The 22551-nt window shown below is 70.8% G+C and carries 24 protein-coding genes; 10 read left to right on the top strand and 14 right to left on the bottom strand.

Features of this window, described 5'->3' with window-relative positions; genetic code table 11:
* The first annotated feature begins 145 nt into the window (after window positions 1–145).
* On the top strand, window positions 146–298 hold the full coding sequence (locus tag ACIBU0_RS10465) for a hypothetical protein (protein WP_398814719.1): 153 nt from the start codon (window positions 146–148) through the stop codon (window positions 296–298).
* A gap of 117 nt (window positions 299–415) precedes the next feature.
* Here ACIBU0_RS10465 and ACIBU0_RS10460 read toward each other — a convergent pair whose 3' ends face one another.
* The 3 genes from ACIBU0_RS10460 to ACIBU0_RS10450 all read right to left on the bottom strand — a co-directional run bounded on the left by ACIBU0_RS10460 (window position 416) and on the right by ACIBU0_RS10450 (window position 2836).
* The gene (locus tag ACIBU0_RS10460) at window positions 416–1021 is read right to left on the bottom strand and encodes a MarC family protein (protein WP_398814716.1); all 606 of its coding nucleotides are present in this window, start codon (window positions 1019–1021) and stop codon (window positions 416–418) included.
* Window positions 1022–1147: 126 nt separating this feature from the next.
* Window positions 1148–2005 carry a PHP domain-containing protein gene (locus ACIBU0_RS10455; RefSeq protein ID WP_398814714.1) on the bottom strand — a complete coding sequence of 286 codons (858 nt, stop codon included), beginning with the start codon at window positions 2003–2005 and terminating at the stop codon, window positions 1148–1150.
* Between the two features lie 189 nt (window positions 2006–2194).
* Window positions 2195–2836 (bottom strand): DUF6758 family protein, encoded by a 642-nt coding sequence (locus ACIBU0_RS10450; protein WP_398814712.1) that lies wholly within the window; start codon window positions 2834–2836, stop codon window positions 2195–2197.
* Window positions 2837–2954: 118 nt separating this feature from the next.
* On the opposite strand from ACIBU0_RS10450, the gene ACIBU0_RS10445 reads away from it, so the two are divergent.
* On the top strand, window positions 2955–4169 hold the full coding sequence (locus tag ACIBU0_RS10445; protein ID WP_398814709.1) for an MFS transporter: 1215 nt from the start codon (window positions 2955–2957) through the stop codon (window positions 4167–4169).
* Between the two features lie 41 nt (window positions 4170–4210).
* Here ACIBU0_RS10445 and ACIBU0_RS10440 read toward each other — a convergent pair whose 3' ends face one another.
* Complete coding sequence (locus tag ACIBU0_RS10440; RefSeq protein ID WP_398814707.1) at window positions 4211–4795, bottom strand: suppressor of fused domain protein; 585 nt, start codon at window positions 4793–4795, stop codon at window positions 4211–4213.
* A 508-nt stretch (window positions 4796–5303) separates the two neighbouring features.
* On the opposite strand from ACIBU0_RS10440, the gene ACIBU0_RS10435 reads away from it, so the two are divergent.
* Window positions 5304–6419: a magnesium and cobalt transport protein CorA gene (locus tag ACIBU0_RS10435; RefSeq protein WP_398814704.1), complete on the top strand. Its 1116-nt coding sequence runs from the start codon at window positions 5304–5306 to the stop codon at window positions 6417–6419.
* Window positions 6420–6460: 41 nt separating this feature from the next.
* A complete protein-coding gene (locus tag ACIBU0_RS10430; protein ID WP_398814701.1) occupies window positions 6461–6976 on the top strand; it encodes a hypothetical protein in 516 nt (171 codons plus the stop codon).
* 4 nt (window positions 6977–6980) lie between these two features.
* Here the strand turns inward: ACIBU0_RS10430 and ACIBU0_RS10425 are convergent, their stop codons facing one another.
* Window positions 6981–7691: a hypothetical protein gene (locus tag ACIBU0_RS10425; RefSeq protein ID WP_398815543.1), complete on the bottom strand. Its 711-nt coding sequence runs from the start codon at window positions 7689–7691 to the stop codon at window positions 6981–6983.
* Between the two features lie 285 nt (window positions 7692–7976).
* On the opposite strand from ACIBU0_RS10425, the gene ACIBU0_RS10420 reads away from it, so the two are divergent.
* The 3 genes from ACIBU0_RS10420 to ACIBU0_RS10410 are packed head-to-tail and all read left to right on the top strand — an operon-like array spanning window position 7977 to window position 11062.
* The gene (locus ACIBU0_RS10420; protein ID WP_398814698.1) at window positions 7977–9284 is read left to right on the top strand and encodes a magnesium transporter MgtE N-terminal domain-containing protein; all 1308 of its coding nucleotides are present in this window, start codon (window positions 7977–7979) and stop codon (window positions 9282–9284) included.
* Complete coding sequence (locus tag ACIBU0_RS10415; RefSeq protein ID WP_398814695.1) at window positions 9274–9885, top strand: DUF1003 domain-containing protein; 612 nt, start codon at window positions 9274–9276, stop codon at window positions 9883–9885. The genes ACIBU0_RS10420 and ACIBU0_RS10415 overlap by 11 nt, the downstream gene beginning before the upstream one ends.
* A gap of 43 nt (window positions 9886–9928) precedes the next feature.
* On the top strand, window positions 9929–11062 hold the full coding sequence (locus ACIBU0_RS10410) for an Mrp/NBP35 family ATP-binding protein (RefSeq protein WP_398814693.1): 1134 nt from the start codon (window positions 9929–9931) through the stop codon (window positions 11060–11062).
* A 153-nt stretch (window positions 11063–11215) separates the two neighbouring features.
* Here ACIBU0_RS10410 and ACIBU0_RS10405 read toward each other — a convergent pair whose 3' ends face one another.
* The 5 genes from ACIBU0_RS10405 to sigE all read right to left on the bottom strand — a co-directional run bounded on the left by ACIBU0_RS10405 (window position 11216) and on the right by sigE (window position 16951).
* Entirely contained in the window at window positions 11216–11884 is a 669-nt protein-coding gene (locus ACIBU0_RS10405; RefSeq protein ID WP_398814691.1) for a hypothetical protein, read from the bottom strand.
* Window positions 11885–12121: 237 nt separating this feature from the next.
* Window positions 12122–12562, bottom strand: a complete 441-nt coding sequence (locus ACIBU0_RS10400; RefSeq protein WP_398814689.1) for a sec-independent translocase — start codon at window positions 12560–12562, stop codon at window positions 12122–12124.
* A gap of 215 nt (window positions 12563–12777) precedes the next feature.
* On the bottom strand, window positions 12778–14970 hold the full coding sequence (locus tag ACIBU0_RS10395; RefSeq protein WP_398814686.1) for a trypsin-like peptidase domain-containing protein: 2193 nt from the start codon (window positions 14968–14970) through the stop codon (window positions 12778–12780).
* A gap of 314 nt (window positions 14971–15284) precedes the next feature.
* The gene (locus ACIBU0_RS10390; RefSeq protein ID WP_398814683.1) at window positions 15285–16256 is read right to left on the bottom strand and encodes a zf-HC2 domain-containing protein; all 972 of its coding nucleotides are present in this window, start codon (window positions 16254–16256) and stop codon (window positions 15285–15287) included.
* Window positions 16253–16951: an RNA polymerase sigma factor SigE gene (gene sigE, locus ACIBU0_RS10385; RefSeq protein ID WP_128434766.1), complete on the bottom strand. Its 699-nt coding sequence runs from the start codon at window positions 16949–16951 to the stop codon at window positions 16253–16255. Before sigE ends, ACIBU0_RS10390 begins: the two co-directional genes overlap by 4 nt.
* Window positions 16952–17252: 301 nt before the next feature.
* Between sigE and ACIBU0_RS10380 the strand changes: the two genes are divergently transcribed.
* Window positions 17253–17903, top strand: a complete 651-nt coding sequence (locus ACIBU0_RS10380; protein ID WP_398815540.1) for an O-methyltransferase — start codon at window positions 17253–17255, stop codon at window positions 17901–17903.
* 81 nt (window positions 17904–17984) lie between these two features.
* Here the strand turns inward: ACIBU0_RS10380 and ACIBU0_RS10375 are convergent, their stop codons facing one another.
* Window positions 17985–18152, bottom strand: coding sequence for a DUF3117 domain-containing protein (locus ACIBU0_RS10375; protein WP_003966491.1), 168 nt, complete (start codon window positions 18150–18152; stop codon window positions 17985–17987).
* A gap of 366 nt (window positions 18153–18518) precedes the next feature.
* On the opposite strand from ACIBU0_RS10375, the gene ACIBU0_RS10370 reads away from it, so the two are divergent.
* Complete coding sequence (locus tag ACIBU0_RS10370) at window positions 18519–19322, top strand: enoyl-CoA hydratase/isomerase family protein (protein WP_398814680.1); 804 nt, start codon at window positions 18519–18521, stop codon at window positions 19320–19322.
* A 68-nt stretch (window positions 19323–19390) separates the two neighbouring features.
* Here ACIBU0_RS10370 and ACIBU0_RS10365 read toward each other — a convergent pair whose 3' ends face one another.
* Together ACIBU0_RS10365 and ACIBU0_RS10360 are read right to left on the bottom strand one after the other, a co-directional pair.
* Window positions 19391–19978 (bottom strand): DNA-3-methyladenine glycosylase I, encoded by a 588-nt coding sequence (locus ACIBU0_RS10365; protein ID WP_398814677.1) that lies wholly within the window; start codon window positions 19976–19978, stop codon window positions 19391–19393.
* A complete protein-coding gene (locus ACIBU0_RS10360) occupies window positions 19975–20328 on the bottom strand; it encodes a DivIVA domain-containing protein (protein WP_398815537.1) in 354 nt (117 codons plus the stop codon). The genes ACIBU0_RS10365 and ACIBU0_RS10360 overlap by 4 nt, the downstream gene beginning before the upstream one ends.
* 145 nt (window positions 20329–20473) lie before the next feature.
* On the opposite strand from ACIBU0_RS10360, the gene folP reads away from it, so the two are divergent.
* Entirely contained in the window at window positions 20474–21334 is an 861-nt protein-coding gene (folP, locus tag ACIBU0_RS10355; RefSeq protein WP_398814674.1) for a dihydropteroate synthase, read from the top strand.
* Between the two features lie 408 nt (window positions 21335–21742).
* Here folP and ACIBU0_RS10350 read toward each other — a convergent pair whose 3' ends face one another.
* On the bottom strand, window positions 21743–22501 hold the full coding sequence (locus ACIBU0_RS10350) for a TIGR00730 family Rossman fold protein (RefSeq protein ID WP_398814671.1): 759 nt from the start codon (window positions 22499–22501) through the stop codon (window positions 21743–21745).
* Between the last annotated feature and the right edge of the window lie 50 nt (window positions 22502–22551).

Genomic DNA, 22551 nt, shown 5'->3' with positions numbered 1-22551 from the left:
GCCGCTTACCGGTCAGTAGTTAGTCGTTCGAAAAATTTCTTTAGCGTAGGGAATGTTTGTAACACGCATGCCGTTGCATACGTACGTAACCAAGTGTGAACCCAGTAGTTCTCCTCAGGAGGATGACCAGACGAAGGGAGAAGCCATGCGCTTCGAGATCATGCGACTCGACGAGGTCGACGGCACGCCCGTGGACAGCACCGTCGTGGACGCCGCCTCCGTCAACCGGATCGTTCAGCAGGCCGCCTCGATCGGCCAGCGGCTGTGGATCCGCCCGGCTGAGACCTCGGCCTCATAACTGACGCTCCTAACAGACGCTCACTGCAGACGCTCGCAACAGACGCGGATCACCGCAGAAGCTTCGAAGCCCCCGTACGGCATCCCTGCCGCACGGGGGCTTCGTGCATACGGCGGCTCAGGCGCCCTTGATCACCTGCGTGACGCCGTTGATGATCTGCTGCACGGCGATGGCCGACAGCATCATGCCCGCGAGCCGCGTCACCAGGACCACGCCGCCGTCCTTGATGACCCGGATGATCAGCAGCGAGTACCGCATCACGAGCCACAGCACGACATGGATGGCTAGGATCGCCATCCACACCGACACCTGCGTGGCCACGGTGTCGGCCTTCTGCACGGCGAGGATGACGGACACGATCGCGCCCGGACCGGCCAGCAAGGGCATGCCCAGCGGTACGAGGGCGACGTTGACGTCCTTGGTCTGCTTGGGCTCGTCCGTCTTGCCGGTGAGCAGGTCGAGCGCGATCAGCAGGAGCAGCAGCCCGCCCGCGATCATCAGCGCGGGGACCGACACATGCAGGTAGTTGAGGATCTGGTGGCCGAGGAGCCCGAACACCGCGATCACCCCACCCGCCACGCACACGGCCTGGAAGGCCATGCGCTTCTGCACCTTGCCGGGTCGGCCGGCGGTGAGCGCGAGGAAGATCGGGGTGATCCCGGGGGGATCCATGATGACGAAGAGGGTCAGGAAGAGGGAGCCGAAGACGGCGAGGTCGAACATGGGTGATGGGCCTTGCAGGTGAGTGAAACGCACGGTGGGCAGCACTGCGCTGCCGCCGGGCGATGGGGGAGGGTGGGCACGGCCGGCGGCGCCGGGTGCCTCTGAACGAACGTGAGGGTGACCGGCCTAGACCCCGCCGGCCCCCGGCACGGGAAACGCCCCGGTCGCCCGCCGCGTGATCTCGCCGTACACCTCGGGATCCGTCGTGAACTCCCCTAGCACGCACGTCTTGCGGCTGCCGTGGTAGTCGCTGGAACCGGTGGTCAGCAGCCCGAGCTCCTTGGCGAGCCCGCGCAGCCGCGCGCGCGTGTCGGGGTCGTGGTCCATGTGGTCGACCTCGATGCCGTCGAGCCCGGCCGCGGCCATCTCGGCGATCGCGGACTCCGGCACGGTACGGCCCCGCTTGCTCGCGGCCGGGTGCGCGAAGACGGCGACGCCGCCCGCGGCCTTGATCAGCCGGATCGCCTCGAACGGGTCGGTCTCGTGCTTCTCCACGAAGGCCCGCCCGCCGTCGGCCAGCCAGTCCTCGGTGAAGGCGTCACCCACGGTCGGTACGACCCCCAGCTCGACCAGCGCGGAGGCGACGTGCGGCCGCCCGACCGAGCCGTCGCCGGCGATCCGCAGCACCTGTTCCCAGGTCACCGGCACACCCAGCTCGTTGAGCTTGGCGACCATGCCGCGGGCCCGGGGCACGCGGTCGTCCCGCACGAGCTCCCGCTCGGCGAGCAGCGCCGGCTCTTGCGGGTCGAAGAGATAGGCCAACATGTGCATGCTGATGCCGTCGATACGGCAGGACAGCTCGGCACCGGTGACGAGGGTGAGCCCCTCCGGCAGCGCGGCGATTGCCTCGGCGTACCCACGGGTGGTGTCGTGATCGGTGAGGGCCACCACGTCCAGCCCGGCCGCGGCGGCGTTGAGCACCAGCTGGGCCGGCGTGTCCGTACCGTCGGAAGCGGAGGAGTGGGTGTGCAGGTCGATGCGCACGACGCAAACTCCAGACGATGACGACACGAAAGGGACCGCACAAGGATAACCGGCTTTTCAAGCCCCCCTGTCACACCCGCACAGCCGAGCGCCCCTTACAGGCACCCACCTAGGGGCGCGGGGAACTGCGCGAGCAACCCAAGACCACCCGCACTCGCCCCTCAACAGCACACCCCGCCCCAGTAGGCGCTACGGCTCAAGCAAGCGCGGCGACAACGCTCCACACGGCACCAGATCCACCTCGGCCCCCGCATCCCGCAGATCCGTCAGCACCAGCTCGTCGTACATCAGCAAGCCCGACTGCTCCGGCCACATGACCGCCCACAGCCACATCCCGAGCGCCTCCCCCGCGAACACGGCACGGTCGTCGGGCGTGCCCGACACATGCCAGAGCGGTGTCGGCCGCCCCGCGGCGAGGACCTTGGCCTGCGGCGGCTTCTCGACGTTCATGTACGGCCCGGGATCCGGCCCGTCGATGCCCGCATACCGCGCGCCGAGCCCGACGCCGAGCTCCTCGGCGACCAGGATCAGCTCGCCCACGCCGCCGAGCGGCCCGGGCCCGGAGCAGGCCACGGCCGTCGCCCGGCCCCCGCTGCGGTCGTCGCCCGCGCTGGCGACGCCCGTGAACAGCCAGCCGATCGGCAGCGGCCATGGGATCCACACCGGCACCTGCGTGCGGTGCACGACCACACTGAGGGCCTCGACGCTGGGCGGGATCACAGGCTGCACCGGATGCACGGTGCCGTGCACATCGCACTGCCAGGTGTCGACGAAGAGTCCGGGAGCCCTGACCCGGCCACCACACTTCGGGCAACTGGGTTCGCCCCTCATAGGGCCCCACGGTCCTACCCCTTCCGCGTCACGTCAAGGACGATCACCCGACCGGGCGGAACCCGTTCACGAAGGCGGCGGGATGCCCTTTGCGTCGTTAGCATGCCTAACTTAATATATGTATATGCCATCTATCTCTCTGCGTCAGCCGAAGGCCGTATGGGCGACCGCCGGCGCGTCCGTCGTCGCCTTCATGGGCATCGGGCTCGTCGACCCGATCCTGCCGTCCATCGCCGGCGGCCTGAACGCCACGCCCGGCCAGGTCTCCCTGCTCTTCACCTCGTACTTCCTCATCACGGCCGTGGCCATGCTGCTCACCGGCTTCGTCTCCAGCCGCATCGGCGGCCGCAAGACCCTGCTGCTGGGCCTGGCGTTCGTCGTCGTCTTCGCCGGGCTCGCCGGCACGTCCGGTTCCGTCGGCGAGCTGGTCGGCTTCCGGGCGGGCTGGGGGCTCGGCAACGCGCTCTTCGTCTCCACGGCCCTCGCGGTCATCGTCGGCGCGGCAGCAGGCGGCAGCGCGGCCGCGATCCTGCTGTACGAGTCCGCCCTCGGTCTCGGCATGGCCTGCGGGCCGCTGCTGGGCGCACTCCTCGGGGACGCCAGCTGGCGCTACCCGTTCTTCGGTACGGCCTTCCTGATGGCCGTCGGCTTCCTGTGCATCGCCGTGTTCCTGAAGGAGCAGCCGAAGCCGGCGCGCAGGACGTCGCTGCTCGACCCGGTCCGCGCCCTCGGCCACGGCGGCCTCGCCTCCGCGGCGGTCTCGGCGTTCTTCTACAACTACACGTTCTTCACGGTGCTGGCCTTCACGCCGTTCGTGCTGGACATGAGCCCGTACCGGTCGGGGGCGGTGTTCTTCGCCTGGGGCGTGCTGCTCGCGGTGTTCTCGGTGATCGTGGCGCCGCGCCTGCAGGAGCGGTTCGGTTCGCTGAAGGTGCTCGGCGGCTCGCTGGTGCTGCTCGCCGTGGACGTACTCGTGCTCGGTTACGGCGACCACACCACCGCCGTCGCCTGCACCGTCCTGTCCGGCGCGTTCATCGGCGTGAACAACACCGTCTACACGGAGCTGGCCCTCGGCGTCTCGGACGCGCCGCGCCCCGTGGCGAGCGCGGGCTACAACTTCGTGCGGTGGTTCGCGGCGGCGGCCGCGCCCTACTTCGCGCCGCGGATCGAGGAGTGGACGGGCAGCGTCCACGTCCCGTTCGTGGTGGCCGCGGTCACGGCCGTGGCGGGCGCGCTCGTGGTCGTCGTACGGCGCAAGGCCCTCACGGACGAGGTCGAGGAGCTTCAGACGCGGCACGCGACCGAGGACAGCGTCACCGTGTTCGCCAACTGACGGTTTTCGGCCACCGGTTGGTGAGGTTGCTCACGCCGCGGTCAGTCGAGCGGGACGGAGGTGCGGGCGGGATCGCGGAGGTCCGTCCCGTGCGTCAGCCAGCGCTCCTGGAGGGCCTGGGCGCCGTGCACGCGCTTCCAGGCGGCCTCGTTCGGGGTCATGGGCAGCAGGGGCAGGAAGTGCACGGGGTCGGCGGGCTCGTCGAGCTCCAGGTCCTCGATCAGGCCGCCCGGCTCCGCCACCAGGACCGAGGTGAACGGGGCGCCGGGCCACAGCGGTTCACCGACGTCCAGGGAGGCGCCCGGGGCCACGATCACGCCCTCCACCTGCGGGGACGCGGCGAGTACGGCGAGCGGGCGGAGCACCTTGTCGGTGTCGGCGAGGCCCGAGCGGACCGAGAGGATCAGCTCGGCGCGGGGGCCCTTGACCGGGTCGGCGACCATCGCGGTGGGTTCGCTCATGGGTTGCGCGGACATGCCGAGAGTGGCGTAGCGGACGATGTCGCCCTCCTGGAAACGGAGCACCTCGATGCGGTCCGTACCGAGGAAGGTGACCGCCGCGCGGGCGTCCGGCTCACCCAGAGCGGTACGCAACCGGGCTTCGACCAGAGGAAGAACATCAGCCATGCGGCGAGCATAGAACTCGTCAGCACCGGGCAAAGCAGCGCCTTGACACTTCAGTCGGCTGATACTCTTGCCCGGTGTTCGGGACAGCACGCAGAAGCGTCTGGATCGAGTCCCGACGCCGAATTGAGACTCCCCTACGGGGAACCCCGAACGGGGTATGGAACGTCCCTCACGAGGGACCGGCCGGAGGAGGTGGGGCTGTCATGGATCGAAGTCGACCGTGCAGTACCACTCGCTCTTCCCGCCGCTGATGTAGCTGATCCGGCTGTTCCGCTCCGGCTGACCGCCGCCCTTTCACGCTCGCGTCCTCACACGGAAGAGCACTTCGTTTCGCTTTGCCTGATCGGTCTGATCTGAATCAGCAACGAAGCCCATCACCGCGACGGTGCGGTGCTCCCCGCTTTGTGGACGTGCCAAACATCCTGAGGTCAGGACGTCCCCATTCCGGGCAGTTCCAGCCGTACCGCGGCCCTTCACGCTTCGTTGCCCGTTGCGAAGGAGCCTGCTCATGTCGATGATCCGCGACCTGCGTGCCGTGGTCCGCCCGTCCCGCGTCTCGCTGCGCAAGGACAACGGCGCGTACGACACCACCCGCGCCCCCGGGACTCCGTCGGCCGTCGTCGACTGCGCCGTCTACCGGAACGGCGCCCGCGTCGAGAGCGCGAAGCCCCTGACGCCGCACGAGGCGATGCGCCAGGTACGGCGTGACGGCGGCTTCGTGTGGATCGGCCTGCACGAGCCGACCGAGGCCGAATTCTCCGGTATCGCGAGCGAGTTCGGGCTGCACCCGCTGGCCGTCGAGGACGCGGTCCAGGCCCACCAGCGCCCGAAGCTGGAGCGCTACGACGACTCGCTCTTCACCGTCTTCAAGACCATCCACTACGTCGAGCACGACGAGCTCACCGCCAACAGCGAGATCGTCGAGACCGGCGAGGTCATGTGCTTCACCGGGCGGGACTTCTTCATCACCGTCCGGCACGGCGGGCAGGGCTCGCTGCGGGCCCTGCGGCACCGGCTCCAGGACGACCCCGAGCTGCTCGCCAAGGGCCCGTCGGCCGTGCTGCACGCGATCGCCGACCATGTCGTCGACGGGTACATCGCGGTCGCCGACGCGGTGCAGGACGACATCGACGAGGTGGAGACGGAGGTCTTCTCCCCCGGCCGGAAGGGCTCGCCGCGCGGTACGGACGCGGGGCGGATCTACCAACTCAAGCGCGAGGTCCTGGAGTTCAAGCGCGCGGTGTCGCCCCTGCTGCGCCCCATGCAGCTGCTGAGCGAGCGGCCGATGCGGCTGATCGACCCGGACATCCAGAAGTACTTCCGGGACGTCGCCGACCACCTGGCCCGGGTGCAGGAGCAGGTCATGGGCTTCGACGAGCTGCTGAACTCGATCCTCCAGGCCAACCTGGCGCAGGCGTCCGTCGCGCAGAACGAGGACATGCGGAAGATCACCTCCTGGGCCGCCATCATCGCCGTACCGACGATGGTGTGCGGTGTGTACGGGATGAACTTCGACTACATGCCCGAGACGCACTGGAGGTTCGGGTACCCGATGGTGCTCGGGATCACGGCGGTGATCTGCGTCGGCATCCACCGCACGCTGAAGCGCAACGGATGGCTCTGACCGGCCCGGACACGCCTGACGCGGCTGGATAGTCTTGCGCCATGACTAGCGAGCTGCTCGACCAGGCCCTCGTCGAGGAGGCCACCAAGAAGTCCGGCCTCATCTGGGTCAAGGGACCTGGTCACCCGGCCCGGGCTCTGTGGCACGTCTGGCACGAGGGTGCCGCGTGTGTCGTGGGCGACGGTCCCGGTGAACAGCCGCTGCCCGGGCTGGCCGACGGGGCCGGGGCCGAGGTGACGGTCCGCAGCAAGGACAAGGGCGGCCGGCTGGTCTCCTGGTCGGCGAAGGTCGTGGAGCTCGCCCCTGGGTCCGAGCAGTGGGACGCCGCGGTCGCCGAACTCAAGGGCAAGCGCCTGAACGCCCCCGACGGCGAGGCGATGCCCGAGCGCTGGGCCCGCGCATGCCGGGTGCTCCGCCTGGAGCCGACCGGAACCACCGCCCCGCTGCCGGACGGCTCCCTGGCCGAGGCACCGTTGCCCTCCCCGGCGACGACCCGTCAGCCGATCCCCGCGGGGCTGCCGCGGCTGCTGCTGAAGAAGAAGAAGCGGCGCCGCTAGCCGGTCACGACGTCGGCAGCTGCTTGCCGTAGTCCACCGTCTCGCCCTTGGCCGGCTTCTCCAGGGGGAAGTCCTTGCCCCAGGAGGAGAAGGTCAAGGTGCCCGCGCCGCCTGCCCGGGCCAGGCGCAGGGGATACGGGGTGCCCTCCAGGGAGACGTCCAGGGTGCCGCCCGAGCCCTTGTCGCCGGTGATGCGGATGGTGCGTACGCCGGCCTGCTCATGGTGGCCGTCGGTGGCCAGCGAGCCGTGGAGGGTCAGCAGGCCGTCGAGGAGGACGGCCTTCTCCGTGAAGCCGCTGAACTTCTTGTACGACGGATCGGCCTGCGGCACCTTCACATACTTGCCGCCCAGCTTGTCCGCGGCCGCCGTGTCCGCCTTGCCGCCGCCCTGCCCGTCCGCATGGCTCCAGAAGGCGGCGTCGGCCTTCAGATACAGCTGCTCACCGATCCGCAGCAGCTGGAAGGTCGCCCCCTGCACGGTGACCGACCCCGTCGCGCCGTCGGTCTTCAGCTGCATGTCGAGTTTGTAGGTGCGCCCACTGGTCACCACGTTCCCCGACAGGCGCACCGCCTCGGCGGAGTCCGCGGCGGTACGGCTCTTGCGCTGGATCTCGGCGGCCGGCAGCTTGCCGACCCCGTTGGTGCCCTCGTCGGGGTCCTCACTGCAGCCCGTCAGCCCCGTTCCCGACACGACCAGGGCGCACACGGCGCTCATCAGCGCGGCCCGGCGCTTACGCCCCTGGGAAATCCGCGTACGCCCCTGGGAGATCGCAGTCACAGGTGGGGCTGCCTTTCTGTCGTGGGACCTGAGCGGCGTACCGCAGCGTACCGGGGCCTCAGGCCTCAGGCGGAGTCAGACCGTCCGGACCGCTCACCAGGGCGTATCGGATCAGGACGGGCTAGCCTGAAGCCCACCCGAGCGGGCAATTCGGAAATGCGGCACCGTCCGCGGAACCGCACCAGAAACACGGCACATCCCGCACGCAAAGGAGCCTCAGCCATGGCAGCCGGCGCTCCCCGGATCTTCGTCTCGCACCTCGCCGATGTCGCCGCTTTCGACCCGAACGGCGACCAGGTGGGCCGCGTCAGGGATCTGGTCGTCATGCTGCGCGTCGGCCGACGCCCGCCGCGGCTGCTCGGCCTCGTCGTCGAGCTCTCCACCCGGCGCCGCATCTTCCTGCCCATGACCCGCGTGACCAGCATCGAGTCCGGCCAGGTCATCACCACCGGCGTGCTCAACGTCCGCCGCTTCGAGCAGCGCCCCACCGAGCGCCTCGTCTTCGGCGAGCTCCTCGACCGGCGCGTCCGGCTCGTCGAGACCGGCGAGGACGTCACCGTCCTCGATCTGTCGGTGCAGCAGCTGCCGGCCCGCCGGGACTGGGAGATCGACAAGGTGTTCGTTCGGAAGGGGGGCAAGGGCGGCGCCTTCCGCCGGGCCAAGGGGGAGTCGCTGACGGTCGAGTGGTCCGCCGTCACCGGATTCTCCGCGGAGGAGCAGGGACAGGGCGCCGAGAACCTCCTCGCGACCTTCGAGCAGCTGCGCCCCGCCGACCTCGCCAACGTCCTGCACCACCTCTCGGCCAAGCGCCGCGCCGAGGTCGCCGCGGCCCTCGACGACGACCGCCTCGCCGACGTCCTCGAAGAGCTCCCCGAGGACGACCAGATCGAGATCCTCGGCAAGCTGAAGGAGGAACGCGCCGCGGACGTCCTGGAGGCGATGGACCCGGACGACGCGGCCGACCTGCTCGGCGAGCTGCCCCCGGAGGAGCAGGAGCGGCTGCTGAGCCTGATGCAGCCCGGCGACGCGGCCGACATGCGGCGCCTGATGGCGTACGAGGAGCACACGGCGGGCGGCCTGATGACGACCGAGCCGATCGTGCTGCGGCCGGACGCGACCGTCGCCGACGCGCTGGCCCGGGTCCGCAACCCGGACCTCTCGCCCGCCCTCGCCGCCCAGGTCTACGTCTGCCGCCCGCCCGACGAGACGCCGACCGGCAAGTACCTCGGCACGGTCCACTTCCAGCGCCTGCTGCGCGACCCGCCGTACACCCTGGTCAGCTCGCTCGTCGACGAGGCCCTCGAGGCCCTGGAGCCGGACGCGGCGCTGCCGGTCGTCGCCGGGTTCTTCGCGACGTACGACATGGTGGCGGCGCCCGTCGTCGACGAGTCCGGTTCGCTGCTGGGCGCGGTGACCGTGGACGACGTACTGGACCACCTGCTGCCCGAGGACTGGCGGGAGACGGAGTTCCACCTGAACGAGAACGAGGATGGCGAGGGCGCCGAGGGGGTGACCACCGGTGGCTCCTGAGCGCGAGGGCACGCGCGAGCGTGTGGTGTCGGGCGCCACCGCGGCCACCAGGGCGCCCCGCGCACGCCTCGACCAACCCCGTCCGCCGCGCCGCCGGATCCTGCCGGAGTGGGACCCGGAGGCCTTCGGGCGGCTGTCGGAACGCATCGCCCGCTTCATCGGCACGGGGCGGTTCCTCGTCTGGATGACCGTCGTGATCGTCGTGTGGGTGCTGTGGAACATCGCGGCCCCGAGCGGCCTGCGCTGGGACGAGTACCCCTTCATCTTCCTGACCCTGGTCCTGTCCCTGCAGGCCTCCTACGCGGCCCCGCTGATCCTGCTCGCGCAGAACCGGCAGGACGACCGCGACCGGGTCAACCTCGAACAGGACCGCAAGCAGAACGAGCGGTCCATCGCCGACACCGAGTACCTGACCCGCGAGATCGCCGCCCTGCGCATCGGCCTCGGCGAGGTCGCCACCCGCGACTGGATGCGCTCGGAGCTGCAGGACCTGATGAAGGAGCTGGAGGAGCGGCAGGACGGCCACCGCGGCAACGGCCACCACGAGCACGGGGTATTCCCGGCAGAACGGTCGCGCGGACGTGACGCAGACGACCGCTGACAGCCTTTCCAGGGCACGGCTACTGGGCCGTACCATCGTCCTTATGGCTACGGAAGACGCGGTGCGCGAAGCACTGGCGACGGTGAACGACCCCGAGATCAACCGCCCCATCACCGAGCTCGGGATGGTCAAGTCGGTCGACATCGGGGCGGACGGAGCGGTCGCGGTCACCGTGTACCTGACGGTCTCCGGCTGCCCGATGCGCGAGACGATCACGCAGCGCGTGACAGACGCGGTCTCCCGGGTCGACGGCGTCACCCGCGTCGACGTCACGCTCGACGTCATGAGCGACGAGCAGCGCAAGGAGCTGGCGAGCGCCCTGCGCGGCGGCCAGGCCGAGCGCGAGGTCCCCTTCGCCAAGCCGGGCTCACTCACCCGCGTGTACGCGGTCGCGTCCGGCAAGGGCGGCGTCGGCAAGTCGTCCGTCACCGTCAACCTGGCGGCGGCGATGGCGGCCGACGGCCTGAAGGTGGGCGTCGTCGACGCCGACATCTACGGCCACAGCGTGCCGCGCATGCTGGGCGCGGACGGCCGCCCGACCCAGGTCGAGAACATGATCATGCCGCCGTCCGCGAACGGCGTGAAGGTCATCTCCATCGGCATGTTCACGCCGGGCAATGCCCCGGTGGTCTGGCGCGGCCCGATGCTCCACCGCGCCCTTCAGCAGTTCCTGGCCGACGTGTACTGGGGCGACCTGGACGTCCTGCTCCTGGACCTGCCCCCGGGCACGGGCGACATCGCCATCTCGGTGGCCCAGCTGGTCCCGAACGCCGAGATCCTGGTCGTGACGACCCCGCAGCAGGCGGCCGCCGAGGTCGCCGAGCGCGCGGGCTCCATCGCCGTCCAGACCCACCAGAAGATCGTCGGCGTGGTCGAGAACATGTCCGGCCTGCCCTGCCCGCACTGCGGCGAGATGGTCGACGTCTTCGGCACGGGCGGCGGCCAGCTCGTCGCCGACGGCCTCACCCGTACGACCGGTACGAACGTCCCGGTCCTCGGCAACATCCCCATCGACGTCCGCCTCCGCGAGGGCGGCGACGAGGGCAAGCCGGTCGTCCTGACGGACCCGGACTCCCCGGCGGGCTCGGCCCTGCGGGCGATCGCGGGGAAGCTCGGGGGACGGCAGCGGGGCCTTTCGGGACTGTCTCTGGGGATCACTCCGAAGAACAAGTTCTAGACGCCCTGGGGGCGCGGGCTGTGTCGATATGCGGCTCCGCCGCGTGGGCGCGGGCAACCACGAACAGCCCGCAGTCGCAGAACATCATGAAGCCCTACGGCGAGGGGGCGCCGAATGCCAACGGCGCCCCTTTTTCCGGCTCGGCCCCGCCGGCTAGGCGTACGCGCTGATGTCCTTGATCATGGCGAAGCCGAGCCCATACGCGCTCATGCCTCTCCCGTACGCCCCCACGTGGACACCCTCCTGAGTCGAGCCGGCCAGCACCCAGCCGAACTCGGACTCCCGGTAATGGAAGGGCGTCGGTACGCCGTCCACCGGGAGGGACAGCGTCGACCAGTCCGGCCCGTCCAGATCGTCGGCCAGCGCCCACGCGGTCTCCGTCTGCTGCTCCAGCCAGTCGTCGCGCAACGAGTGGTCCATCTGCCCGGGCCAGGTGAACGACAGCAGCCCCACCCCCGCGAGCCACGCCGCCGAGGAGACCGACGTGGCCTCCAGCAGCCCCGTACCGTCGGCACTCCTGCGGGACGGATTCGCCGCGACGGTCACCACGACCGCGAACTTCTCCCGGTCCTCCGTCGCCTCATGCCGCACGGAGGGCTCGTCGCCGTGCCCGATCGACCCGTGTTCCACGGCCCCGTCGGCCGCCGTGCCGACCTGCATCAGCCAGCGCGGCCCCGTGAAGGCCTCATCGAGGCCGTACCACGGGAAGGGCGCCAGCAGGTAGCCGTCGACCGTACGCCGGGCGGAGGGGACATGCTGTCCGCTCTCCGCGCCCGGCGCCTGCGCGACTGCCCGACTCGTCGTCTGACTCGTCGTCTCCATGTGCCCGGACGCCTCCTCGCTCTCGCCGGACCAGCCCGGCCCGCCCCCCTTCGGGCGGCGCTACCTGTTCAGGTACGGTCCGCACAACAACTCGGCAGCATAACCACACCGCACAAAGCAGCAGGGAAAGCGCCCGGCGCGTGGGGCGCGCAGGGGGCGGGTTCAGGCCGCGCGCGACCCGGGCGGAGTATGAGAAGCGTCACGTATGAACGGTGTTCGCTTCCCTGTTCGTACGGCTCAGGTGGCGTCCGCGTCGAAGGGCGGACGGCTGTCGCGGGCAGTCTCGGGCTTCTTCGTCATGTCGACGCTGCCGCCGGAGGATCCGGAGGAACTCGAAGAGGCCGACGACTCCGCTTCGCGGCCGTGGACGGCGTCGGTGACCTCGGCCATCTCCTTCTTCAGGTCGAAGCCGTTGCGGATCTCCTTCAGCCCCAGGTCGTCGTTGTCCAGCTGCTTGCGGATGAACGTCTTGGGGTTGAGGTCCTCGAACTCGAAGTCCTTGAACTCCGGGCCGAGTTCCTGCCGGATGTCCTGCTTGGCGCTCTCCGAGAACTCGCGGATCTTGCGGATCGTCCGCGTGACGTCCTGAATCATCTTCGGGAGCTTGTCCGGACCGAAGATGAGCACGGCAAGGACGACGAGCGTCACCAGCTCGAGCGGTCCTATGTCATTGAACACCTGAAGCTCCTTGCGATGTCCTCGGTCCTCGGCCCTCGGTGGTCGGTGCGGGTCTTGCCGTGGTCCGGGCCGGATCCAAGGTACCTGCCGATCCCGTACGACCGGTACTGTCCCGAGCCTCCGAGTGCGCGTACGCGTGCGGTTTTGGGGGGTGTTTGCCTTGTCATGGGCTTGTGGGGCGGTGACCGGGCTCCGCTGTGAGGTTCGTGTGAGTCTCAGCCACCGCTGGACGAGCCGAGCGTCAGCGAGAGGGTGACCTCCTTGCCGCCGCGCTCCAGGGTCAGCGCCAGTCGGTCGCCGGGCCGGTGGGCGCGGGTCTTGACGATGAGTTCCTCGCCGGAGTGGACGCGCTGGCCGTCGACCTCCTTGATGACATCGCCCGGCTTGATGCCGGCCTTGTCGCCGGGGCCGCCCTGCGTGACCGCCGGGCCGCCGTCGCTGCCCTTGGTGCCGACGCGGGCACCGTCGCCGCTGTAGTCCATGTCGAGGGTCACACCGATGACCGGGTGGGTCGCCTTGCCGGTGTTGATCAGCTCCTCGGCGACGCGCTTGGCCTGGTTGACCGGGATGGCGAAGCCGAGGCCGATGGAGCCGGACTGGCCGCTGTCGAGGTCGGAGCCGCTGTCGGCCGACCGTATCGCCGAGTTGATGCCGATGACCCGGGCCCGGGCGTCGAGGAGGGGGCCGCCGGAGTTGCCGGGGTTGATGGGCGCGTCCGTCTGCAGGGCATCCACGTACGACACATCGCTCCCGTCGCCGCTCTCGCCGCCGGCCGTGATGGGCCGCTCCTTGGCGCTGATGATGCCGGAGGTGACGGTGCCCTCTAGGTCGAACGGGGCGCCGATCGCGATGACGGGGTCGCCGACCTGGACGTTGTCGGAGTTGCCGAGCGGCAGGGGCTCCAGGCCGCTGACGCCGGTGACCTTGACGACGGCGAGGTCGTAGCCGCTGTCGCGTCCGACGACGGTGGCCTTGGCGGTGTCCCCGCTGTGGAAGGTCACCGATATCTCGCCGTCGTCGCCCGCGGGCACGACGACGTGGTTGTTGGTGAGGATGTGGCCGCGGTCGTCGAGCACGAACCCGGTCCCGGTGCCCTGCTCCTCGCTGCCGCTCACATGCAGCGTCACGACGCTGGGCAGGGCACGAGCGGCGATCCCCGCGACGCTGTCCGGCGCCCGCCCGGTGGGCTCGGTCCCGGCCTGTGGCAGCTCCACCTCTCCCACCCCGCCGTTGCGCTCCAGATACGCGCCCGCGACACCACCGACGCCGCCGGAGACGAGCGCGATCAGCAGAGCACCGACGATCAGCACCTTCTTGGCCCGCCTGCGCCGCTGCTGCTCGGTGACGACCGCGGCGCCGTTCTGCTGGAGGGGGGCGGTGGGGTGGGCGGTGGGGCGGGGGGTGGCGGCCCAGGGGTCGTAGTTCTGCCAGGGATTGGTGGGGGGTGGGGCCTCTGCGTAGGTGGGGGTGGACTGGGCCAGGGTGTCGGCCGTCGAGGGCGTCGGCTGGGCGGGGATGCCGGGGGGCGCCTGCTGGACGGCGGCGGCAAGGGGCGACGCCGGGACAGGGGTGCCGGGGGTCGGGGGCGGGACGGGAGTGCCGAGGGCCGGGGGCGGTGCCGGTGTGGAGGCGTCGGCCGGCGGGGCCGTGGCTGCCGACGGCATGGGTGTCCCGTGCACAGAGGCCGGCGCGCCGGGCGTCGGGGCGGGGAGACCGGGTGCGGGCGCGGGCATACCGTGCGCCGGGGGCGGCGGCATCGGTACGGCCGTCCCGTGCGCGGGCGTGGTCGCCGGGTGCTGGACCGGCGGAGCTGGCGCCCAGGGGCCGGGCTCGCCGTAGGGCGGGGTGCTGTAGGGGTCGGGGTCGTGCAGGGGCTTGGGGCGTTCGACGGCGGGCGCCGCGGGGGTGGGGGCGGCGTCGGCGGCGGGCGCTGGCGGGACGGGAGCGGCGTCTACGGCGGCCTCCGCGGGGACCGCGAGCGCACCGTCGGCCTCGGCGGCCTCCACGACGACGGCACCTGCGTCATCGCCGCTCCCCACAGCCACGTCGACGTCACCCGCCGACGGGACGGCAGCGGGCACGACACCCGGCCGCGCCAACTCGAAGTCGCCCTCGTCCGAAGCCCCGGCACGACCACCACTGCCGCCCGCACCAGGCCGCCGCAGCTCGAAGTCGCCCCCGGTGTCGCCCTCGGCCGAAGCCCCGTCGCTCTGCGCGCGCACTGCCGGACGTGCCAGTTCGAAGTCGCCGTCCGTGTCGTCACCGACGACCGGGCCACCGGTGGCCCCCGGTGCCGCCGGCTCGCTCGTCTCGTCCGGTGCCGGGTCGGTGCCCTCCGCCCGGGCCGAGGGCTCCTGCGGCCGGGGTCGGTTCCACCACTTCGCCTTCGCGGGCTTCCCCTCGTTCATGCTCTGCTTCCTACTCGCTGCTGACCCTTGCTCGAGCAGGACGCTTCGCTGGCCCCGCCGCACCCGAAGGGACACAGCAGGAGCGCGGCCGGGCAGGCCGCCACAGGGAACACCCCGGCGCCCGAACGCCTACTCAACTCTGCGCTGTCGCGCTCACCGTTCCCTCAGGAAACCGGCGCCCTCGTGCTACCTCCCCCATCCGGCACGCGGCGTCAACGGCGGCCGCAGTTGATCGACTCCGCGCCCGGCTGTCGGGCAGGGCGCGGCCCACCCCGGATTCAATCAGGTTCGTGGGCCGCTGCGCAGAGGCCGGGTCAGTGGCCGGTGGCGGGCGAGGTGGAGGGAGCTGACGTCGCGTCGGGGACGGGTGCGGCGAGCAGGTCGGGGGTCGCCGTGATCTCGGGGGTCTTGGACCACGAGGTGAGGGTGAGCGGCGGGGTCGCGCTGAGCGGGCGTATCAGCGGCGACATGGCGGCCGCGCCGGCCACCACGGGCGCCGTCAGGGTGTGCATCTCCTGGTCGGCGGGCTGGGCCGGCATCCCGGGCAGGAGAGGGGCCGACACCTCGGTCGGGGCGGTCGGGGCGGCCGGCGTCCGCTGCCCCTGCCCCTGGGCGAGCAGCGGGCCGATCGCGCGGCGGCGCTGGTTCTCGGGTGCCGTCGCGGCGCCGGTTCCCTGTGTCCGCGCCGGTGTCGCATTGCTGCCGCCCGAGCCGCCGCGCGCCTCGGCGTCGGTCGGCGCGCTCGCCGTGACGCCGCCCAGTGAGATGGCCGCCAGTGACACGGCCCCCGCCGCGACCAACGCGAACCGCATCCGGGAGGACCCGGAGCGATCGGCGTCCTGACGGCCCACGGGATGGGTACGGAACCCGCGGTCCGAGGCGGGGAGCGCCGGGGCATGCGGACGCGACGGGACGTATCCGAACTCGAAGCGGTCGCCCCGCTTCACTCCGAACACCCCGGTGGCTCCCGGCCGCCCGGGCAGTCCTCCGAATCCTCCCCCGCCCAGCGGCGAGCCACCGCTGTCCAGGTCACCTCCCCCGGGGAGGCCCTGAAGGCGGGCCAGGAAACTCTCGGACGGAGGCGGCGGGGCCGCTTCCGCGAAGACGTTCTTCAGCCGGCGCTGAGCGTCGACCTCGGCCTTGCACTTGGCGCACGTCGCCAGGTGGGCCAGGACGCGCTCGCGCGTCTCATGACCGAGCTCTCCGTCGACGAGGGCGGAGAGTCGGTCTCCCAGATGCTGCTCTGCCAGGAGCCGTTCGGCGGGGTCGGGTCGGGAGCCACTCACGCGGTCGCGCCCCCTCCCCCCAGCGCGGCCACACGTGGCACGAAGGAGCGGCGCTCGGCGCGCGCCTCCGGCGAGCGGTGGGCGAGGGCCTTGCGCAGCTGCGAGCGGCCGCGGTGGATACGGGACCGGACCGTGCCGAGCTTGACGCCCAGGGTCGCGGCGATCTCCTCGTACGACAGTCCTTCGATGTCGCACAGGACGACCGCGGCGCGGAACTCGGGCGCGAGGGTGTCCAGGGCCTGCTGGACGTCCGCGTCGAAGTGCGCGTCGTTGAAGACCTGCTGCGGGGTGGGTTCCTTGCTGGCCAGCCGCTCGGCGGCGTCCTCGCCCAGCGCGTCGAAGCGGATGCGCTGCTTGCGGCGGACCATGTCCAGGAAGAGGTTCGTGGTGATGCGGTGCAGCCAGCCCTCGAAGGTGCCCGGCGTATAGGTCGACAGGGAGCGGAACACTCGGACGAAGACCTCCTGGGTGAGGTCCTCGGCGTCGTGCTGGTTACCGGTGAGGCGGTACGCCAGCCGGTAGACGCGGCCGCTGTGCGTGCTGACGATCTCCTCCCAGGTGGGCGGAGTCCACGCCTGCCCGTCCGCGTCGGTGGAGAAGGTCGCGGTCTGGGCGTAGTCGCCGGCGTGGCTGTGGTCAGCGGTGTCGTTCACGGATTTCGGCCTGCCCGCCGATCCGAGAAAGCGCCGCAGCACTCCTCCCCGATCCACAGGCGCAGCCGCACCTCCCCTGTCGGCTCTGGTGGTGTCCAGTGGAGCCCCTACCATAGCCACCTCGCCCGTTAGCTCCGGATAAGCGGTTTTACGAGAATTTGATCTGGGCTGATACGGCTGGTGGGCCTGCGTCAGCACTTGCTCGCGGTCTCGTTCGTCATCGTGATCCAACTGTGTCCCCCCGCTCGTCTTCCCACCCCTCTAAACGCCCGGTCCCATCTGCGGGTTCCCGCGCGCAACGGATACAGTCACGCCCAGGCAACCACGGGGCAAGGAGAGGGCCATTACCGGCAACCGGCAGACGAGCTGGGCGTTCGCCGACGCCTACGTCGCCGAGGACGACGTCCTGCGCTGGGCCCGTGACCGGGCCCGCGAGGCGGGGCTGCGCTCGGTGTCGCCCGGCACGGGCGCCGCGCTGCGACTGCTGGCCGCCTCGGTGGACGCCAAGGCGGTGGCCGAGATCGGCACCGGCACCGGCGTCTCCGGTATCCACCTCCTGCACGGCATGCGCCCCGACGGCGTCCTGACCACCGTCGACCCCGAACCGGAGCACCAGCAGTTCGCCCGACAGGCCTTCCGCGCCTCCGGCTTCGCCAGCAACCGCGCCCGCTTCATCCCGGGCCGTGCCCTGGACGTCCTGCCCCGCCTCGCGGACGCCGGTTACGACCTCGTCTTCTGTGACGGCGACCGGCTGGAGTTTCTCGACTATCTCGCTGAATCGTTGCGTCTGCTGCGTCCGGGTGGCCTCGTCGTCTTCGAGGGCGTCTTCGCCAACGGCCGCACGGTGGACTCGGGCCCGCAGCCCACGGAGGTCATACGCATCCGGGAGCTGCTGCGCGCGGTGCGCGAGAGCCAGGAGCTGGTGCCGTCACTGCTGCCGGTGGGGGACGGGCTGCTGTGCGCCGTGAAGCGCGCTGACCGCCCCGCCACCTGACCGCGGACGTACCGGGAAAGCAGCGACCCCGGCACCGTGTGCGATGCCGGGGTCGCCGAAAGGGTAGGGTCGCTGTCCGCGTCAGCCGACGACCTTCTTGAGGGCGTCGCCGAGTGCGTCGGCCTCGTCAGGGGTCAGCTCGACGACGAGCCGACCGCCGCCTTCGAGCGGAACGCGCATGACGATGCCCCGCCCCTCCTTGGTCACCTCGAGCGGGCCATCGCCCGTCCGCGGCTTCATGGCCGCCATGCTCGTTCCCCTTCCTGAAACCAGCTCATAGTCAAAGCCGACGGCCCCATGGGAGGGCACGCGCATCTGGCATGAGACACGCGACACCGGCATCGAACACATTGCTTCCCAGCCATTATCCCGCATCTCAGGACCCGATGACCAACATCAGTCGGCATCGCTTGGGCAACGCGCGCGAGCAAAACCACTCAATTCGGCGATGTGACTGCGATACTGCGCCACCGCACACGATTCGGCCGAACAGAATCGGACACGCATTCTTTGACGCAGGTCACATGACCGGTTGCCGGTGATCTCCGCCATGCTGTCCCTCAGACAAGTGCGTACCGACGAGTACGCCGCAGCCGCGAACCGGAGGGGATACCCATGGCCGACACCGTGCTCTACGAGGTGAGCGACGGGCTCGCGACGATCACGCTGAACCGCCCCGAGGCGATGAACGCGCTGAACATCGAGGCCAAGGTCGCCCTGCGCGAGGCGGTGCAGGCGGCTTCCGCCGACGACGCCGTACGGGCCGTGCTGCTGACGGCGGCCGGAGAGCGGGCGTTCTGTGTGGGGCAGGACCTCAAGGAGCACATCGGGCTGCTGGCCGCCGATCGGGAGACGGGGTCCGGGCAGACGATGACCACCGTGCGGGAGCACTACAACCCGATCGTGACCGCGCTGACGTCCATGGCGAAGCCTGTGGTGGCCGGGGTGAACGGGGTCGCGGCCGGGGCGGGCTTCGGGTTCGCGCTGGCTGCGGACTACCGAGTGGTGGCGGATACGGCTGCCTTCAACACGTCGTTCGCGGGCGTGGCCCTGACGGCCGACTCCGGGATCTCCTGGACCCTGCCGCGCGTGATCGGCGCCGGCCGCGCCGCCGACCTGCTGCTCTTCCCCAGGAACATCAAGGCGCAGGAGGCCTACGAGCTGGGGATCGCGAACCGGCTGGTGCCGGCTGCCGAGCTGCGGGCCGAGGCCGAGAAGGTGGCTCGGGCGCTGGCCGACGGACCGACGGTGGCGTATGCGGCGATCAAGGAAGCGGTGGCGTTCGGGCTGTCGCACTCTCTTGAGGAGACCTTGGAGAAGGAGGACGAGCTGCAGACGCGGGCGGGGTCGTCCGAGGACCATGCGATCGCGGTGCAGGCCTTCGTGAACAAGGAGAAGCCCAAGTATTTGGGCCGGTGAGCTCGGGGCTGCAGCGTCGTCGGGGACTGCGGGTTCATGGGGGTTGAGCGCGCAGTTCCCCGCGCCCCTTACGGGGCGCTCCTCGTCACGCATGCTTCCAAGTGGTCGTCGACCAGACCGCACGCCTGCATCAGGGCGTATGCCGTCGTCGGGCCCACGAAGCGCAGGCCGCGCTTCTTCAGGGCCTTGGACAGAGCCGTCGATTCCGGGGTGACCGCCGGGACGTCCGCCAGGGACTTCGGGACCGGGCGGCCGACCGGGTCCGGGGCGTGGGACCAGATCAGTTCGTCCAGCTCGCCCGGCGACCAATCGGCCAGCACGCGCGCGTTGGCCAGGGTCGCGTCGATCTTGGCTCGGTTGCGGATGATGCCCGGGTCGGCGAGGAGACGGTCGCGGTCGGTGTCGGTGAAGGCGGCGACCTCGGCGATCTTGAAGTCGGCGAAGGCGGTGCGGAAGCCCGGGCGGCGGCGCAGGATCGTGATCCAGGACAGGCCGGACTGGAAGGCTTCCAGGCTGAGGCGTTCGTAGAGCGCGTCGTCGCCGTGGACCGGGCGGCCCCACTCCTCGTCGTGGTACGTCACGTAGTCCGGGGTGGACAGGGCCCAGGGGCAGCGCAACACGCCGTCCGGGCCGGCGAGGGCCGTACCGTCGCTCACTGCTGGTCCTCCTGGGCGGGCTTCTCCATCGACACGCGTCCGCCGGCCGACGCCTGGGCTCCGGCCAGCGCGGACTCCAGGTCCGCGATACGGGCGTCGCGCTCGGCGAGCTCGGCGCCGAGGCGGCTGAGGGCGTCGTCGACGTCGGCCATGCGGTAGCCGCGGGCGGCGAGCGGGAAGCGGAGGCTGTCGATGTCGCCGCGGTCGACCGGGCGGTCCAGCGGCAGCAGGTCCTGCAGGCGCTCGGGGGCCGCCTCCGGCAGCGGGCCGTCGCCCTCGCCGCCGCCCACCACGGCGAGTGTCACCGCGGCGACCACGACGGCGAGCGCGACGACCAGGAACAAGAACATAACCATCGCTGTGGCCCCCACGGTCGGTGAATGCGAGCGGTCGAGTGTGTCAGTGTCCGATCGTGCCATGCGACTCTGACAGTTAGGGTCGCAGGCGGCCGAAGGCCGGCGACTTGCCAGGACGTACGAGGAGAGGTCACAGGGGATGCTCAGGCTGGGCAGGCGTGAGTTCGACACGCACGAGCCGGTGATCATGGCGATCGTGAACCGGACCCCGGACTCCTTCTACGACCAAGGGGCTACGTTCCGCGACGAGCCCGCCCTCGCGCGCGTGGAGCAGGCCGTGGCCGAGGGCGCGGCGATCATCGACATCGGTGGGGTCAAGGCCGGGCCGGGGGAAGAGGTGACCGCCGAGGAGGAGGCGCGGCGGACGGTCGGGTTCGTGGCCGAGGTGCGGCGGCGGTTTCCGGATGTCGTGATCAGTGTGGACACCTGGCGGGCCGAGGTCGGGGCGGCGGTGTGCGAGGCCGGGGCGGATCTGCTGAACGACGCGTGGGGTGGGGTGGATCCGGGGCTGGCGGAGGTCGCTGCGCGGTACGGGGTGGGGCTGGTGTGTACGCATGCGGGGGGTGCGGAGCCTCGGACCCGACCGCATCGGGTGACGTACGACGACGTCATGGCCGACATTCTGCGGGTGACGGTGGGGTTGGCCGAGCGGGCGTTGGCGCTGGGGGTGCCGCGGGAGTCGATCCTGATCGATCCCGGGCACGACTTCGGGAAGAACACGCGGCACAGTCTTGAGGCGACTCGGCGGTTGGGGGAGATGGTGGAGACGGGGTGGCCGGTGCTGGTGTCGCTGTCGAACAAGGACTTCGTCGGGGAGACGTTGGACAAGCCGGTGAAGGAGCGGGTGGTGGGGACCTTGGCGACGACTGCGGTGTCGGCGTGGCTGGGGGCGCAGGTGTACCGGGTGCATGAGGTGGCGGAGACGCGGCAGGTCCTGGACATGGTGGCGTCGATCGCGGGGCACCGGGCTCCGGCGGTGGCGCGTCGGGGGCTGGCGTAGGCCCTCGGGGCGGGTGGCTCGGACGACTTTCCTCGCCCCCGCCGCCCCTACCCGTCCCATCCTTGAAGGGGCTCCGCCCCTTCGACCCCGCCAGGGGGCTGCCGCCCCCTGGACCCCCGTCGGCCTCGAAAGGGCCTCGTCCTCAAACGCCGGACGGGCTGAAATGCCGTGACCGGCGTCCAGAGGTGGCCGCCCCCTGCGGGTGGGTGGGGTTGAAAGAAGCGGACCGGCATCGCCCTAAGGGGCGCGGGGAACTGCGCGACCAGCCTCCTACGGCCGTTCGTCGCGCAACCCGGCGTCAGCCCCGCGGCGCAAGCGAAGTCGGGCGGGGTCGGGGGCGGAGCCCCTGGTACCGCGCCTCCACAGGCGCCGCGCTCTCGGCCTGAGCCCCGCGCCCAGCGGCCCGCGCTAGCGGCCCGCCTCCTTCGACACCAACGCCACCGCCTCGTCCACGTCGTCCGTGACGTGGAACAGCAGCAGGTCCTTCTCCGATGCCTTGCCCTGGGCGACCAGCGTGTTCTTCAGCCAGTCGACCAGGCCGCCCCAGTACTCGCTGCCGAACAGGACGATCGGGAAGCGGGTGACCTTCTGGGTCTGGACGAGGGTGAGGGCCTCGAAGAGTTCGTCGAGGGTGCCGAGGCCGCCGGGGAGGACCACGAAACCCTGGGCGTACTTGACGAACATCATCTTGCGGACGAAGAAGTAGCGGAAGTTCAGGCCGATGTCGACGTAGGGGTTCAGGCCCTGTTCGAAGGGCAGCTCGATGCCGAGGCCGACCGAGATGCCGCCCGCCTCGCACGCGCCCTTGTTCGCCGCCTCCATGGCACCGGGGCCACCGCCCGTGATCACCGCGAAGCCCGCCTCGACCAGGCCTCGGCCGAGGCGGACCCCGGCCTCGTACTCCGGCGAGTCGACCGGTGTGCGGGCCGAGCCGAACACGCTGATCGCGGACGGGAGTTCGGCGAGGGTGCCGAAGCCCTCGATGAACTCCGACTGGATGCGCAGGACACGCCACGGGTCCGTGTGGACCCAGTCGGACGGCCCGCCCACATCCAGCAGCCGCTGGTCGGTCGTGCTCGCCGTCACCTGGCTCCGCCTCCGGATGACCGGTCCGAGCCGCTGCTCCGACGGTGGCTGCTTCTTCCCCTCGGGGTTGCCGGTAGCCATGTGCGCTCCCTCCGCTGCGGGGCCTGCGGGACTTGCAGGTCGTTCCACCT

This window comes from Streptomyces sp. NPDC049627 (assembly GCF_044465645.1).
Classification (GTDB): Bacteria; Actinomycetota; Actinomycetes; order Streptomycetales; family Streptomycetaceae; genus Streptomyces.
The sequence above is the reverse complement of the archived record's forward strand: the minus strand, read 5'-3'. Positions and strand labels throughout refer to the sequence as shown.